The organism is Microbacter sp. GSS18 (assembly GCA_029319145.1).
GTDB lineage: Bacteria > Actinomycetota > Actinomycetes > Actinomycetales > Microbacteriaceae > Microbacterium.
Genome location: CP119753.1, coordinates 1093029 through 1108728, shown reverse-complemented (window position 1 = coordinate 1108728; position 15700 = coordinate 1093029). Strand labels below are relative to the sequence as shown.

At 71.1% G+C, this 15700-nt stretch carries 13 protein-coding genes; 1 reads left to right on the top strand and 12 read right to left on the bottom strand.

What is annotated here, in order from left to right; all coding sequences use genetic code 11:
• Positions 1–7: 7 nt before the first annotated feature.
• From P0L94_05245 to pyrR, 11 genes are all read right to left on the bottom strand, one after another.
• Complete coding sequence (locus P0L94_05245; GenBank protein WES65473.1) at positions 8–1969, bottom strand: hypothetical protein; 1962 nt, start codon at positions 1967–1969, stop codon at positions 8–10.
• A 25-nt stretch (positions 1970–1994) separates the two neighbouring features.
• Positions 1995–3188 carry a methionine adenosyltransferase gene (gene metK / locus P0L94_05240; protein ID WES65472.1) on the bottom strand — a complete coding sequence of 398 codons (1194 nt, stop codon included), beginning with the start codon at positions 3186–3188 and terminating at the stop codon, positions 1995–1997.
• A gap of 114 nt (positions 3189–3302) precedes the next feature.
• Entirely contained in the window at positions 3303–3557 is a 255-nt protein-coding gene (gene rpoZ, locus P0L94_05235) for a DNA-directed RNA polymerase subunit omega (protein ID WES65471.1), read from the bottom strand.
• A gap of 66 nt (positions 3558–3623) precedes the next feature.
• Positions 3624–4547, bottom strand: coding sequence for a guanylate kinase (gene gmk, locus P0L94_05230; GenBank protein WES65470.1), 924 nt, complete (start codon positions 4545–4547; stop codon positions 3624–3626).
• A complete protein-coding gene (pyrF, locus tag P0L94_05225; GenBank protein ID WES65469.1) occupies positions 4540–5400 on the bottom strand; it encodes an orotidine-5'-phosphate decarboxylase in 861 nt (286 codons plus the stop codon). The genes gmk and pyrF overlap by 8 nt, the downstream gene beginning before the upstream one ends.
• On the bottom strand, positions 5397–8684 hold the full coding sequence (gene carB / locus P0L94_05220; protein WES65468.1) for a carbamoyl-phosphate synthase large subunit: 3288 nt from the start codon (positions 8682–8684) through the stop codon (positions 5397–5399). Before carB ends, pyrF begins: the two co-directional genes overlap by 4 nt.
• Positions 8677–9834 (bottom strand): glutamine-hydrolyzing carbamoyl-phosphate synthase small subunit, encoded by a 1158-nt coding sequence (gene carA / locus P0L94_05215; GenBank protein WES65467.1) that lies wholly within the window; start codon positions 9832–9834, stop codon positions 8677–8679. Before carA ends, carB begins: the two co-directional genes overlap by 8 nt.
• Positions 9831–10337 (bottom strand): hypothetical protein, encoded by a 507-nt coding sequence (locus tag P0L94_05210; GenBank protein ID WES65466.1) that lies wholly within the window; start codon positions 10335–10337, stop codon positions 9831–9833. The genes carA and P0L94_05210 overlap by 4 nt, the downstream gene beginning before the upstream one ends.
• Positions 10334–11644, bottom strand: a complete 1311-nt coding sequence (locus P0L94_05205) for a dihydroorotase (protein ID WES65465.1) — start codon at positions 11642–11644, stop codon at positions 10334–10336. The genes P0L94_05210 and P0L94_05205 overlap by 4 nt, the downstream gene beginning before the upstream one ends.
• Positions 11641–12609: an aspartate carbamoyltransferase catalytic subunit gene (locus P0L94_05200; GenBank protein ID WES65464.1), complete on the bottom strand. Its 969-nt coding sequence runs from the start codon at positions 12607–12609 to the stop codon at positions 11641–11643. Before P0L94_05200 ends, P0L94_05205 begins: the two co-directional genes overlap by 4 nt.
• Positions 12606–13136: a bifunctional pyr operon transcriptional regulator/uracil phosphoribosyltransferase PyrR gene (gene pyrR, locus P0L94_05195; GenBank protein ID WES65463.1), complete on the bottom strand. Its 531-nt coding sequence runs from the start codon at positions 13134–13136 to the stop codon at positions 12606–12608. The genes P0L94_05200 and pyrR overlap by 4 nt, the downstream gene beginning before the upstream one ends.
• A 206-nt stretch (positions 13137–13342) precedes the next feature.
• Here pyrR and P0L94_05190 point away from each other — a divergent pair, with 206 nt between their 5' ends.
• On the top strand, positions 13343–13990 hold the full coding sequence (locus P0L94_05190; GenBank protein ID WES65462.1) for a hypothetical protein: 648 nt from the start codon (positions 13343–13345) through the stop codon (positions 13988–13990).
• Between the two features lie 88 nt (positions 13991–14078).
• Here P0L94_05190 and P0L94_05185 read toward each other — a convergent pair whose 3' ends face one another.
• Positions 14079–15632 (bottom strand): Rieske 2Fe-2S domain-containing protein, encoded by a 1554-nt coding sequence (locus tag P0L94_05185; GenBank protein WES65461.1) that lies wholly within the window; start codon positions 15630–15632, stop codon positions 14079–14081.
• Positions 15633–15700: the final 68 nt, after the last annotated feature.

Below are 15700 nucleotides of genomic sequence, written 5' to 3'. Positions count from 1 at the left end.
GGGCTCCTCACACGTCGAGGTCGGGCAGGTCGACCCGCACTCTGAGTGTATTCCGGGGTGGATTCCGCACGCCGGGGCGACCAGAGCCGCGGCGCGATGACAGGGCGGACTGGACGACCGAGGCGCGCAGGGTCGACGTCACACGTGCCCCCGACGAGTAGTCGAACCGCAGCAGTGCGCGCACCGCCTCGTCGGCTGCGGGCACCGGGCCGAGCACGGCGGCGGCGTCGAGCTGAGGGACCTCGGCGCGCACCGTGCGCAGCACCTCGTCGACGAGGCGTGAGGGGCCCTCGATCGCGGCGACGCGCACCGCGGGGGGCATCCGCAGCTCCGCGCGGTCGGCGAGCTCGGCGGCGGCGTAGGCCGGCTGCGTCCAGGTCGCGAGCGCCCGGGCCACCGCCCCGGTCACCCCGACCAGGTGAACGGGCGCACCGGGTGCCGCCAGCGCGGCGGCGTTCGACCACCAGCGCAGGCACGACTCGCCGATGCGGAGGTCCTCGGCCAGCAGCATCCGCTCGCCGTCCAGCAGGACCACGGCGCGGTACCCGCCCGCTGCGATCGGCTCGGCCCCTCGGGTGGCGACGACCAGAGCGGGACGCTCGTCGACGTGGGAGACGGGGTGCTCGCCGTCGGCGACGATGACACGGGTGTCGGGGAACGCCCGCCCGAGTTCGTCCGCCGTCCGCTCGCTCCCCGACGATGCCATCCGCACCCGCGTGGAGGAGCAGTGGGGACAGGCCCATCCACCGGCTTCGCGCCCGCACCAGGCGCACGTGGGAACGGCCCCCTGCCGCGCCGCGTGGAGCGGGCCGGCGCAGTGGGTGCAGCGCGTCGGGCGCCGGCACTCCGCGCACACCAGGACGGGCGCGTAGCCCGGCCGGGCCACCTGCACGAGTACGGGACCGGATGCGAGGGCTTCGCGGGCAGCGGCGAAGGCGCTCGAGGGGATGCGCACGGCGCGCGTCTCGCCTTCGTGCGTCGCGCTGAGGACGATGCGCGGCGTGTGGCGCCGGGCGGCGTGGAGCTCGGCGACCCAGCCGATCGAGACGAGCCGCTGCACGTCCGTCGTGCGCGTATGCCCCATGAGCAGCAGGGCCGAGCCTTCGACGCCCTGGCGGACGAGGGCGGCGTCTCTGGCGTGCACCCCGGGGCTGAGCGGCTCGGCCAGGAGTCCGTCCCCGTCGTCCCATATCGCCACGAGCCCGCAGTCATGGGCCGGCGCGTAGACCGTGGAGCGGTTCCCGATGACGATGCACGGCTGCTCGGCGAGGATGCGCAGATAGGCCGCGTAGCGGGCCGGACCGCTCTGGGCGGCGTCGTCGCGGATCACCGACCCGGCCGGCGCGCGCACGGTCAGCGCCGCCTCCAGCTGGGCCAGGTCGCGATGATCCGGCACGGCGACGACCGCGCTGCGTCCGCGGGCGAGCGTGTCGACGGCGGCCGCGGCCAGCAGCTCCGCCCAGCCGCCCACGTCGACGCCGTCGGGCGTGCGCGCCGGACGCGGCGGAGCGTCGAGCGCGATCCGACCGCCGTCCTCGAGCGCTTCGGCCAGACCCGGGAAGTCCGCCAGGGCGCCGCGCGCCCACATCGCCGTCGCCTCCTCCACCCGAGGGGCGTCGGGCGGTCCTGCCGCCAGCCACGCCTTCTCGGCCCGGACCATGCGCTTGGGGATCGCCAGGCGCAGGATGTCGCAGGCCGATCCGGCGGCGCGGTCTGCCACGCGACGCGCGAGGTCGTGGAGCCTGGCGGGAAGCACGGGAACCGACGACACGACCGCCTCGAGATCCGACAGCGGTCGCGGAACAGGCTCCTCTTCCGCCGTCTCGACGATCCAGCCCTCGACGACGCGACCGGCCGAGCGCAACGGCACCTTCACACGCACTCCGGCGGCCGCCGAATCCCGCAGCTCGTCGGGGACGGCGTAGTCGAAGAGGCGATCGAGCTGCGGAAGCGGGGAATCGATGAGCACCCGCGCGACGCGCCGCGCGGGCACGTCAGAGCCCGGCGGCGGCGCGCAGGTCCTCGACGCGGTCGGTGCGCTCCCACGTGAAGTCGGGCAGCTCGCGCCCGAAGTGGCCGTACGCTGCCGTCTGGCGGTAGATGGGGCGCAGCAGGTCGAGCTGGTCGATGATGGCGCGCGGGCGCAGGTCGAAGACGTCGCGGATGGCTCCGGTGATCACGTCGTCCGACACGTGACCGGTGCCGAACGTCTCGACGTAGAGCCCGACGGGGTGGGCCTGCCCGATGGCGTATGCCACCTGCAGCTCCAGCCGGTCGGCGAGGCCGGCGGCGACGGCGTTCTTGGCGACCCATCGCATGGCGTACGCGCCGGAGCGGTCGACCTTGGAGGGGTCCTTGCCGCTGAACGCCCCGCCGCCGTGGCGCGCCGCTCCGCCGTAGGTGTCGATGATGATCTTCCGGCCGGTCAGCCCGGCGTCGCCCTTGGGTCCGCCGATGATGAACTCGCCGGCCGGGTTCACGATGGCGTCGAATCCGGCGTGGTCCAGGCCGGTCTCGGCGAGCACCGGCTCGATCACCTCGGCGACGACGGCGGCCTTGAGTGCCGCGTGGGTGATTCCCGGGTTGTGCTGGGTCGAGAGCACGACCGTCTCGATCGTGCGGGGCACGGAGCCCTCGTAGCCGACGGTGACCTGCGTCTTGCCGTCCGGTCGCAGGAACGGCAGCGCGTCGGTGCGGCGGGCGTGCGCGAGGCGCTCGGCGATGCGGTGGGCCGTCCAGATCGCGATCGGCATGAGCTGCGGCGTCTCGTTCGTGGCGTAGCCGAACATGATGCCCTGATCGCCCGCGCCGAGTCGGTCGATCGGATCGGTCGAACCCCCCTCGCGCACCTCGCGCGAGGTCTCCACCCCGTCGGCGATGTCGCTGGACTGCTCGCCGATCGAGACGCTGACGCCGCACGAATCGCCGTCGAAGCCCTGCTCGCTGGAGGTGTAGCCGATCTCGTTGACGACGCGGCGCACGGTGCCCGGGATGTCGACGTAGCCCTCGGTGCGCACTTCGCCCGCGACGTGCACGAGGCCCGTGGTGACGAGCGTCTCGACGGCGACGCGACTGTTCGGGTCCACGGCCAGCAGCGCATCGAGGATGCTGTCGGAGATCTGGTCGCAGATCTTGTCGGGGTGGCCTTCGGTGACGGACTCCGAAGTGAACAGGCGCAGCGCGGTCATCGAGTCTCCCAGGGCGAGGCGAAGCGGTTTCGGGCGGGCACCAGTATGCCCGTGACATGCGACACCGCCGGGACCGCGCGCCTCACGGCGCCACGGATCCGGCGGCGTGCGGGATCACTCGGCGCTGCGCAGGCGCAGCTTGTCCTCGTGGATCTCGTGCATCGCGATCGTGAGGGGCTTGTCCTCGACGGTCGAGTCCACGAGCGGACCGACGTTGTCGAACAGGTTCCCCTCGTGCAGGTCGGAGTAGTAGTCGTTGATCTGGCGCGCGCGCTTGGCCGCGTAGATGACGAGCTGGTACTTCGAGTCGACCTTCTCGAGCAGGCTGTCGATGGGGGGCTCGATGATCCCCTGGTTCGTTCCGGCCATGGCGAAACCTCCTGGTCATGACGCCCGCGCAGAGGGCGGGTGTCGGTGGGACGGCGGCGGCGTGATTCAGACGCGCGAAAGCGGACGCGCGGGCGCCTGCACCAATTCTACGACCTCTTCGGCCGCCGAGGCGACGTTCTCGTTCACGACGCGGTAGTCGAACTCGCTCTGGGCGGCCAATTCGACCTTCGCGGTGCGCAGGCGCCGGGCCCGTTCCTCGGCCTCCTCGGTGCCGCGCCCGACCAGGCGCTGGACCAGCTCGTCCCAGCTCGGCGGCAGCAGGAACACCAATGTGGCCGACGGCTCGGCGGCGCGCACCTGGCGTGCGCCCTGCAGGTCGATCTCCAGCAGCACGGTGCGCCCATCCGCGAGAGCCTCCTCGATCGGCCGGCGCGGCGTGCCGTAGCGGTGGGCGTTGTGCACCGTCGCCCACTCGAGCAGCTCGCCGCCCGCGATCAGACGGTCGAACTCCGCGTCGTCGACGAAGTAGTAGTGCTCTCCCTCGACCTCGCCGGGGCGGGGCGCGCGCGTGGTCGCCGACACCGACAGCTTGATCTCGGGGTGGTGCTCCTTGATGTAGGCGGCCACGGTGCCCTTGCCGACGGCGGTGGGCCCGGCCAGCACGACGAGCCGGCTGCGTCCCGCGCGCGGCCCGGCCTCGGGCCAGCGCTCGTCGAGGAAGCGCTCGAGCGCGATGCGCTGACGGGAGCCGAGGCCGCCCAGGCGCTTGACGGGCGAGATGCGCAGCTCCTCGAGGATGCGGTCGCGCTTGCCCTCGCCGATCGCGGGGATGCTGGTGAGGAATTCGGTGATGCGCATCGCGCCCGCCGGGGCGGCGGGCTCCGCGGTCGCGCGTCGCAGCAGCTCCTGCGGCGTGATGACGCGCATCGCGACGTCCTTCTTCAGCGCGGCGCGCTCGCGGCGCGCGGCGACGGCTCGACGCGATGCCGAGGCGCGATCGACCTCGGGAGGGGTTCGGGAGTCACTCATGGGAACCTTCACGGTACATCGCCGCGCGCTCGTCGATGCGCGCGGCCAGAAGGGCGGGGCCGGCGGCGAGCACGCTGCGGCTCTCGCTGGCGATCACATGCGACGACACGTCGCCGAACAGCCGGGGCAGATCGGCGGGAGCGGCGCCCTGCGCGCCGAATCCGGGCGCGAGGATGGGTGCGCCGCGGAGCACGTCGTCGGTCAGGCCGAACGCCTGGCGGTCGATGGTGGCGCCCACCACGAGGCCGACCGGCCCGAGCCCGCCTCCGAAGGCCGCCGACGAGTTGACCCACTGGATGTCGGCGGCGACGCGCTCGGCCACGGTCTGGCCGTCCGTGGCGGCGACGTCGACGGTCTGAGCCGTCTGCACCGCTGCCGCCTCGGGATTGCTCGTCGCCGCGAGGACGAACACGCCCTTGTCGTGGCGGATCGCCGTCGTGAGCGTGCTGCGCAGCGACTCCGGTCCGAGGTACGGGCTGACGGTGAGCGCATCCGCTTCGAGCGGAGCGCCGGGGGTCAGCCACGCAGCGGCGTAGCCGTCCATCGTCGTGCCGATGTCACCGCGCTTGGCGTCGGCGATCACGATCAGTCCGGCTCCCCGCGCGGAGGCGAGGACGTCCTCGAGGGCGGCGAACCCGGCCGAGCCCCAGCGCTCGAAGAACGACACCTGGGGCTTGACGACGCCGACGCGGCCGGCCGCTGCCTCGACGGTTCGCAGTCCGAACTCGCGCACGCCGGCCGCAGAGGGCTCGAGCCCCCAGCCTGCGAGCAGATGCTCATGGGGGTCGATGCCGACGCACAGCGGACCGTGGGCGTCCAGCGCCGCACGCAGGCGCGCGCCGAAGCCCGTCACGCGTCGCCTGCCCGGTCGGCGGCGTACTCCTGCAGGCTCCGCACCTCGAAGCCCTTCTGCAGCACCGGGAGCGCGCTGACGGCGGCGCCGAGCACCGCCATCGTGGTGAACAGCGCCTTGTCGCCGGCGACGGCGGCGGCGCGGATCTCGTACCCGTCCGCGCGCGCGCTCCCGCCGGAGGGCGTGTTCACGATGATGTCGATGTCGCCGGCGTTGATGAGATCGACGATGTTCGTCTCCCCCGTCGCCTGCGTCGCCGAGTACTTGTTGACGACGGTGACGTCGATGCCGTTGCGGGCGAGGATCTCCGCCGTGCCCTCGGTCGCCACCAGATCGAACCCGAGCTCGCGCAGGCGGTGCGCGGGCAGGATCACGGCGCGCTTGTCGGCGTCCGCGACGGAGATGAAGACGGTGCCCGACTGGGGCATGCCGCCGTACGCGGCATCCTGCGACTTCGCGAAGGCCGTCGGGAAGTCGCGGTCGATGCCCATGACCTCGCCGGTCGAGCGCATCTCGGGTCCGAGCACCGAGTCGACCGTCTGGCCGTCGGCGGTGCGGAACCGCTTGAACGGCAGCACGGCCTCCTTCACGGCGACGGGGGCGTCCAGCGGCACGCGCGAGCCGTCCGCCTCGGGCAGCAGCCCCTCCGCCTTCAGCTCGGCGATGGTCGCGCCGGCCATGATGCGGCTCGCGGCCTTGGCGAGCGGGATGCCGAGTGCCTTCGACACGAACGGCACCGTGCGGCTGGCTCGGGGGTTCGCCTCGATGACGTAGAGCACGCCGGCCGAGATCGCGAACTGCACGTTCAGCAGGCCGCGCACCCCCACGCCCTCGGCGATGGCGCGCGTGGCCTCTCGGACGCGATCGACGTCGGTGCGGCCGAGACTGACCGGCGGCAGCGTGCACGACGAGTCGCCGGAGTGGATGCCGGCCTCCTCGAGGTGCTCCATGACGCCGCCGATGTACAGCTCCGCGCCGTCGTAGAGCGCGTCCACGTCGAGTTCGATCGCGTCGTCGAGGAACCGGTCGACCAGCAGCGGCAGGCCGGGTCCGATGATGGCCTCGCCGGCGACCCGTACGAAGTAGTCGCGCAGCGCCTCGGTCGAGTACACGATCTCCATGCCGCGGCCGCCCAGGACGAAGCTGGGACGCACCAGGACCGGGTAGCCGATCTCCTCGGCCACGGTCACGGCGCCCTCGACGTCGATCGCCGTGCCGTTGCGCGGGGCGACGAGGCCGGCATCGTCGAGCAGGCGGGCGAACAGCTCGCGCTCCTCGGCGAGGTCGATCGCCGCGGGCTTGGTGCCGAGGATGTTGTACCCCGCGGCCTCGATTCCCTTGGCGAGCCCGAGCGGCGTCTGACCGCCGAGCTGGCAGACGACGCCGAGGATCGTGCCGGACTGCGCTTCGGCGTGCAGCACCTCGAGGACGTCCTCGAGGGTCAGCGGCTCGAAGTACAGGCGGTCGGACGTGTCGTAGTCGGTCGAGACCGTCTCGGGGTTGCAGTTGACCATGACGGTCTCGAATCCGGCGTCCGACAGGGCGAACGACGCGTGCACGCACGAGTAGTCGAACTCGACGCCCTGCCCGATGCGGTTCGGGCCGGAGCCGATGATGACGACCTTGGTGCGGTCGGACGGCGTCACCTCGGTCTCGCTGTCGTAGCTCGAGTAGTGGTACGGCGTGAGCGCGGGGAACTCCCCCGCACACGTGTCGACCGTCTTGTAGACGGGGCGCACGCCCAGTCCGTGACGGACGCCGCGGACCTCGGCCTCGGTGTCGTCGCGGAGCTCGGCGATCTGGGCGTCGCTGAAGCCGTGCTCCTTCGCGACGCGCAGGACGTCGGCGGACAGCTCGCCGGCGGTGCGGATGAACTCGGCCACCTCGTTGATGAGCGCGATCTGGTCGAGGAACCACGGGTCGATCTTCGTGGCCTCGAACGCCTGCTCGATCGTGGCGCCCTTGCGCATGGCCTGCTGCAGCACGACGATCCGTCCGTCGGTCGGCGTCCGCGCGATCTCGAGCAGCTCGTCGACCGAGCGGTCCTCGTCGCCCCAATGGAAGCTCGATCCCCGCTTCTCGAGCGACCGCAGCGCCTTCTGCAGCGCCGTGGCGTAGTTGCGGCCGATCGCCATCGCCTCGCCCACCGACTTCATGGTGGTGGTGAGCGTCGTGTCGGCGGCGGGGAACTTCTCGAAGTTGAACCGCGGCACCTTCACCACGACGTAGTCGAGCGTCGGCTCGAAGCTCGCCGGAGTCGCCTGCGTGATGTCGTTGGGGACCTCGTCGAGGCGGTACCCGATCGCGAGCTTGGCGGCGAGCTTCGCGATCGGGAAGCCCGTCGCCTTCGACGCGAGGGCGGACGAGCGCGACACGCGCGGGTTCATCTCGATGACGATGATGCGGCCGGTGGCGGGGTCGACGGCGAACTGGATGTTGCAGCCGCCGGTGTCCACGCCGACGGCGCGGATGATGTCGATGCCGATGTCGCGCAGCTTCTGGTACTCGCGGTCGGTGAGCGTCAGCGCCGGCGCGACCGTGATGGAGTCGCCGGTGTGGACGCCCACGGGGTCGACGTTCTCGATCGAGCACACCACGACCGTGTTGTCGGACGTGTCGCGCATGAGCTCGAGCTCGTACTCCTTCCAGCCGAGGATCGACTCCTCGAGGAGCACCTCGTGCGTGGGCGAGTCGTGCAGGCCGGCACCGCCGATGCGGCGCAGGTCCGCCTCATCGTAGGCGAAGCCCGAGCCCAGTCCGCCCATCGTGAAGCTCGGGCGCACCACGAGCGGGTACCCGAGCTTCTCGGCCCCGGCGAGCAGCTCTTCCATCGAGTGGCAGATGACCGATGCCGCGACGTCGGCTCCCGCCTCGAGGACGAGGTCCTTGAAGATCCAACGGTCCTCGCCCTTGCGGATGGCGTCGACCTTCGCGCCGATCAGCTCGACGTCGTACTTCTCGAGGATGCCCCGGTCGTGCAGCGCCATCGCGGCGTTGAGCGCCGTCTGGCCGCCGAGGGTCGGAAGGATCGCGTCGGGCTTCTCCTTGGCGATGATCGTCTCGATCACCTCGGGGGTGATCGGCTCGATGTAGGTCGCGTCGGCGAAGTCGGGGTCGGTCATGATCGTCGCCGGGTTCGAGTTGACGAGGATGACGCGCACGCCCTCCTCGCGCAGCACGCGGCAGGCCTGGGTGCCGGAGTAGTCGAACTCGCACGCCTGGCCGATGACGATCGGCCCGGAGCCGATGACGAGGACGCTGTTGATGTCGTCGCGCTTAGGCATTCTTCTGGGTCTCCTGGGTCGCGACGACCAGGTCGCGGAAGCGGTCGAAAAGGTAGTTGGCGTCGTGGGGCCCCGCGGCGGCCTCGGGGTGGTACTGCACCGAGAAGGCCGGGATGTCGAGTGCGCGCAGGCCCTCGACGCAGTCGTCGTTGAGGCCGACATGGCTGACCTCGACGCGGCCGTAGCCGTGGGGGCTGTCGACGACGCCGTCGGTGGGCGCGTCGACGGCGAAGCCGTGGTTGTGCGCGGTGATCTCCACGCGGCCGGTCTGCTTGTCGCGCACCGGCTGGTTGATGCCGCGGTGCCCGAAGGGCAGCTTGTAGGTGCCGAAGCCCAGTGCGCGTCCCAGCAGCTGGTTGCCGAAGCAGATGCCGAAGAACGGCAGCCTGCGGTCGAGCACCGAGCGCAGCAGCTCGACGTGCGCGTCGGAGGCCGCCGGGTCGCCCGGGCCGTTGGAGTAGAAGACGGCGACCGGGTCGATCGCGAGGATGTCGGCGATCGTCGAGGTCTGCGGCATCACGTGCACGTCGAAGCCGCGCGCGGCGAGGTTGTCGACCGTCGCCTGCTTGACCCCCAGATCCAGCACGGCGAGGCTGCCGAGCCGCTCCCCCGTCGCCGGGGTGACCTGCGGGGCGTCCACCGACACCTGGCCGGACAGGTTCTGCCCGGCCATCTCGGGTGCCTCGCGCACGAGGCGCAGCTGCTCGTCCTCGGCCAGCGATGCGGCCTCGCCCGAGAAGACGCCGCCGCGCATGCTGCCGTCGGAGCGGATGCGTCGTGTGACGGCTCGCGTGTCGATGCCGGAGATGCCGACGATGCCGTCGCGGGTGAGCGCGTCGTCCAGCGACTCGTCGGCGCGCCAGTTCGACACGACGCGCGAGGGATCGCGCACGATGTAGCCCGCGACCCAGATGCGGCGGGACTCGGGGTCCTCGTCGTTGACGCCGGTGTTGCCGATGTGGGGCGCGGTCTGCAGCACGATCTGGCCGGCGTAGGACGGGTCGGTGAGGGTCTCCTGGTAGCCGGTCATGCCGGTGGCGAAGACGACCTCGCCGAGCGTGGTGCCCCGCGCGCCGTAGGCGCGGCCGTGGTAGCGGGTGCCGTCCTCGAGGACGAGCACGGCGGGGTCGGACTGGAACTGGAATGTCATGCGTCGTGTCCCGTCGGGATGGGGAGGATGCCGCTCAGGGCGTCCGCGAGAGCGCGTGCCGAGGCATCCTGAGGTCGGAAGTAGGAGTCGACGACCGTCTCGTCGTCGATGCGCCACGCGACGCGCACGAGGCCGTCGCGCTCGACCACGCGGTCGATGGCGACCGTCGCCTGTGCGACGTCGTCGAGACGCGACGCGGCGAAGAAGAGCCGCGGCTTGCCCGTGAGGTCGAGGGCGAAGCCGGCGTCGGTCACCGTGAACGTGGCGCGTGAGCGGAAGGCGAGGCCCCCGATCGCCAGACGCTCGAGCGGCTCGCCGTGGCGCGTCGTGGCCACGTAGAGGGTCTCGAAGACGGCGCTCTCGCGGGCTCCGGCGGGGATCTCGCCCGCCGGCGCCGTCCAGACCGCGTCTCGCCGCGTCCGGCGCCACCATGCCCAGGCGAGGACCGCGAGCAGGACGACGGTGACGGCGGCGACGACCAGGAGGGCGCCTTCGCGGGTCATGCGCGCACCCCGGGCTCGTCGAGGAGCGCTCCGTCGGCGACGGTCGGCACGCCGGCGTGCAGCGTCCAGCGGACCTCTCCGGGAAGCTCGCGCCCGACGTACGGCGAGTTGGCGCTGCGGCCGCGCAGGTCGTCCGCGCCGAACGTGCGGACCGGCCGCGGGTCGTAGAAGGTCAGCGAGGCGGGCTGTCCCTCGGTCAGAGGTGTGCCGTGGCCGTCCAGGCGTCCGATGCGGGCGGGCTCGCGCGACATGACGCGCGCGACGTCGCCCCACGTGATCAGGCCGGTCTCGACCATCGTGGCGTGCACGATGCGCAGCGCGCTCTCGAGTCCCACCATGCCGTTGGCCGCCGCCTGCCATTCGCAGGCCTTCGCCTCGGCCGGGTGCGGCGCGTGGTCGGTGGCGACGATGTCGATCGTTCCGTCGGCCAGGCCCTCGCGGACGGCCATGACGTCCTCCTCGGTGCGCAGCGGGGGGTTCACCTTGAACCGGGGGTCGTAGCCGCGCACGAGCTCGTCGGTCAGCAGCAGGTGGTGAGGCGTCACCTCGGCGGTGACGTCGATTCCGCGCTTCTTGGCCCAGCGGATGATGTCGACCGACCCCGCCGTCGAGAGGTGGCACACGTGCAGGCGCGATCCGACGTGCTCGGCCAGCAGCACGTCGCGGGCGATGATCGACTCCTCGGCGACAGCCGGCCATCCGGCGAGGCCGAGCTCGGCCGACACCGGACCCTCGTTCATCTGCGCGCCCTCGGTCAGGCGCGGGTCCTGCGCGTGCTGCGCGATGACGCCGTCGAACGCCTTCACGTACTCCAGCGCCCGGCGCATGATGAGCGGATCCCACACGCAGAAGCCGTCGTCGCTGAAGACGCGCACTCGCGCGCGGGACTCCGCCATCGCGCCGAGCTCCGCGAGGCGCTCGCCCTTCTGCCCGACCGTGACCGCGCCGATCGGCTGCACGGTGGCGAAGCCCGCCGCCTCGCCGAGCGCGAGCTCCTGCTCGACGACGCCGGCGGTGTCGGCGACCGGCGACGTGTTGGGCATGGCGAACACGGCCGTGTACCCGCCCGCGGCGGCGGCGCGCGTTCCGGTGAGCACCGTCTCGGACGCCTCGTAGCCGGGTTCGCGCAGGTGCGTGTGCAGATCGACGAGGCCGGGCAGGACCAGCAGCCCGTCGGCGTCGACGACCGTCGCGCCCGCGCGGCCGGCATCCGGGCCGACCGCGGCGATCCGGCCGTCCTCGACGAGGATGTCGGCGGCGGCAGAGCCTTCGATCTGGGCTCCTCGGAACAAGAGGACCTCGGTCATCGTGCGTCCTCCTTCTCATCGCGCGGGTCCGAGCCCGCCAGCAGCAGATACAGCACCGCCATCCGTACCGAGACGCCGTTCGCCACCTGCTCGAGGACCGTCGAGCGCGGCGAATCGGCGGCGTCGGCGGAGATCTCCAGGCCGCGGTTCATCGGGCCGGGGTGCATGACAATGCTATCCGGGCCGAGGGTGTGAAGTCGCCGGGCGTCGAGGCCCCAGCGGCGCGAATACTCCCGTTCAGTAGGGAAATACGCGGCGTTCATGCGCTCCAGCTGGATGCGCAGCATCATCAGGACGTCGGGGCTCGCCTCGAGGGCCTCGTCGAGGTCGTAGACGACGGTCACCGGCCACGCCGACACGTCCTGCGGCACGAGCGTGGGCGGGGCCACCAGCGTGACGTCGGCGCCGAGGGTGTTCAGCAGCCAGACGTTGGAGCGCGCGACCCGCGAGTGGAGGATGTCGCCCACGATCGTCACGTGCTGGCCCGCCAGGTCGCGTCCGCGGCTGGCGTCGCCGAACCGGCGCTTGCGCATCGTGAAAGCGTCCAGCAGTGCCTGCGTGGGATGCTCGTGGGTGCCGTCGCCGGCGTTGACGACGCCGGCGGTGATCCAGCCGCTGGTGGCGAGGGTCCGGGGTGCGCCGGAGGCGCCGTGGCGGATGACGACGGCATCCGCCCCCATGGCCTGGAGCGTCTGCGCGGTGTCCTGAAGGGACTCGCCCTTCGAGACGCTCGAGCCCTTGGCCGAGAAGTTGATGACGTCGGCGGACAGGCGCTTGGCGGCCGCCTCGAACGAGATCCGCGTGCGCGTGGAGTCCTCGAAGAACAGGTTCACGACGGTCTTGCCGCGCAGCGTCGGAAGCTTCTTGACCTCGCGACGCTGCGTGTCGGCCATGTCCTCGGCGACATCGAGGATGCCGATCGCGTCGTCGCGCGAGAGCGTGCGGGTGTCGAGCAGGTTCTTCATGCGCCGATCGTCACCTCCTCGACGCCGTCGACCTCGGCGAGGCGCACGTTGACGCGCTCCTCGCGGGCGCTCGGGAGGTTCTTGCCGACGAAGTCCGGCCGGATCGGCAGCTCGCGGTGGCCGCGGTCGATGAGAGTCGCCAGGCGCACCGCGCGTGGGCGGCCGATGTCCTTGACGGCGTCCAGCGCCGCGCGGATGCTGCGACCCGAGAACAGCACGTCGTCGACGAGGACGACGACCTTGCCGTCGATCCCGCCCGCGGGGATCTCGGTCGGCTGCGGCGTCCGGGTCGGATTGCGATGCAGGTCGTCGCGGTACATGGTCACATCGAGCGAGCCCACCGGGACGGCCATGCCGCCGAACTCGGTGACGAGCGCCGCGATGCGATGGGCGAGCGTGACGCCGCGAGTGGGGATGCCGAGGATCACCAGATCGTCCGGGCCTTTGTTGGACTCCAGGATCTCGTGCGAGATCCGAGTCAAGGCGCGGGCGATGTCGGCCTCGTGCAGCACGGTTCGCGTGCTCATCCGCCGCTCCCTTCTCCGCCTCACGGGACGGGGTTAAAGGTTGCTGTGGTACTCCCAGCGTACCCGACCCGACGACCGTCGCGGCGTCTCTTCCTCGTCGTGTCAGCCGGGTCTATTCTGTGGTCGAAGGTGCCGCGTGGCGCGGCACGGAGCCGAGTCGGGCTGATGGCGCAACGGGGGCCCGGCGAGCCTGAGGAGGATGGGCGATGGTTCATCTGCTCGCTCGAATGCTGCCCTGGTTCAGCATCGCCTCGAGTCTGGCGTGGCTGCTCATCACGGGGATCTGCGGGTACGCGCTCGCGACCGGCAGCCCCACCATCGACGAGATCGGCGCCGCAACCGTGAGCGGTGCCCTCGCGGTCGCGATCCTGCTGACAACCGCGGTCCTGGTCGGTGCCGTCGGGCTCGGAGCGCCCGTCGACGAGGAGGGCTCGCCCGGTTACACCATGGTGGGCTTCTTCGCCGCAGAGCTGCCCGTTCGAGAGGGTACGCACGCCGTGCCCCGCGGTCCCGCGCTGCTCGGAGTCGCCGCGGCCCTGGCCGCCTTGCTGTTCGTGTGGTTCGTCCCGGTCTGGGCGGGCCTGTTCGTCTGGGCGATCGTCGCGTCGGTCATGCGCATACGCCGCTCCGACCTGATGTCGCCTGCCATGCGCGTCGTCGTGTTCGTCGCTCTCGGGCTGTTCGCGGCCGGCATGATCGTCGCCGGCCTGCTGGCGACCACGATCCAGGCCGTCGGCATGATCCTCTGGACCTCGCTGGGAGCCATGGCGCTCGCCCTCACCGCGTGGCATGTCGAACTAGGGGTCAGGGCGACCCGCCGACGCGCGCCTCATCCCCCTGCACCGCCGGTGTGAGGTCTGCTCAACGCCGGTCTGCCCGAATCGACGAGGTTCGTCGACACGCTCGATCGCGCGCCGCGCGTGTGACCGCGCCGCCTCGCCGTCAGCGCGTGGGCGCGGGCTCGGCAGCGGTCGAGCGGATCTCGTGCCCTTGCGATGTCAGGCACTTGCCGCTTCGGAGGTCCCACTTCCAGTCGTGGAGGCTGCAGGTGAGGACGCCGTCCTCGATCTTGCCGGTCTTGCTGAGGTCGGCGCGCAGGTGCGGGCAGCGGCGCTGCACCACCCAGTCCTCGAGCTGGACGTCCTCGGTCTGATCGGTCTGCTCGGAGTACCAGTTCTCGACGTACTCGATGCGGTCCCGCGACAGGCACTTGAGGAAGGTCGTGAGGAACTCGTTGAACTTGCCGCTACGCCCGACCTCGAACTGCATCGACAGGAAGATCGAGTTCGACCAGTCGATCTCGTGGTCGGAGATGTTCGTCGAGACGAGATCCGCGGGGATCGTGTACCAGTACACGCACTCCTCGCCGGCGTACTCGCGGACCTTGGCCCTGGGGAAGTCCACGACCATGTCGAGCTCGCCGATGCGGAAGCGCACGTTGCCGCCGACGCCGTTCCGGATCGTCCGGGCGCGCCGCAGCAGCGGCTCCCACCAGTCCTTGATGGCGGCGAGCATCTCGGCCGGCGGCAGCACCTCGGCGCGCGTGGCCTCCTCGGCGGTGATCTCGTCCTGGCGCGTGTCGCGCTGCTCGGCGAGATAGGTCCACTTGTCCCGGTAGATGCGCTCGATGTCGGCATCCGAGTACAGCGTCTGCGTGACGGTCAGCTCGCCGGCGTTCATGTCCACGACCGTGCCGGGGATGAACAGGTGCCCAGCCTGCTCCGGGCGCTGCTCGGCCATGTGCTCGAGGAACTGCATCGAGTCGGTGAAGATCGAGTCGTCCTCCAGCCCGAAGCCGTTGTAGCGGAACAGCTCTTCGCGCAGGAACATCGGCGGGCCCGCCATCGGGAACACGTGGGGGGCATCGACCTTCTCGATGTAGTACATCGCGCGCTTGTTCTGCGCGTCCCGCTTGAGCTTCGCGAAGTTCTGCTTCGCGTCGTGCGGCAGATCGTAGACCATGGGCCACCAGATCGCCCCGGAGGTCTGGGTGAAGTACGCCTCGGGCTTCGAGAACGACAGCAGCTTCTCGAGGTCCAGCGGGTGCGAGTCGTTCTGGTTGAGGATGCTCGCCGTGCCGTCGTCCACCGACAGCGACGAGTCCCCGATCGGGCCGTCCGACGGTGCTCGCAGCGGCGTCACCATGATCTTCAGGTCGCCGTACTCCAGCGGCACCCCCGCCTGGGTGTAGACGATGTTGTCGTAGCCGAGCGCGCGGAGGTCCTGCTCGAGGTCGTCGGTGGGGTACTCCGGCAGCAGCACCTTGACGTCCTTCGACACGTACGTCTCGAGGAACCACGGGTCGAAGTGGTCGCGGTGGCGGTGCGATATGTAGAGGAAGTCGGCCGCGCCGAAGCGTTCCCAGTCGAGGGCGCGATTGTCGGGGAAGACGAACCACGAGCCGAAGAACGACGGCTTGACGACCGGGTCGCACAGGATGCTTCCGCCGGCCGTCTCGATGAACATCCCGGCGTGCCCGAGGCCCGTGATCCGCATGAAAATCCTCCTGTGTCGAACCGTGGACGATTCTACTGGGGCTCCGGGCGACGACCCGGAGCCCCGCC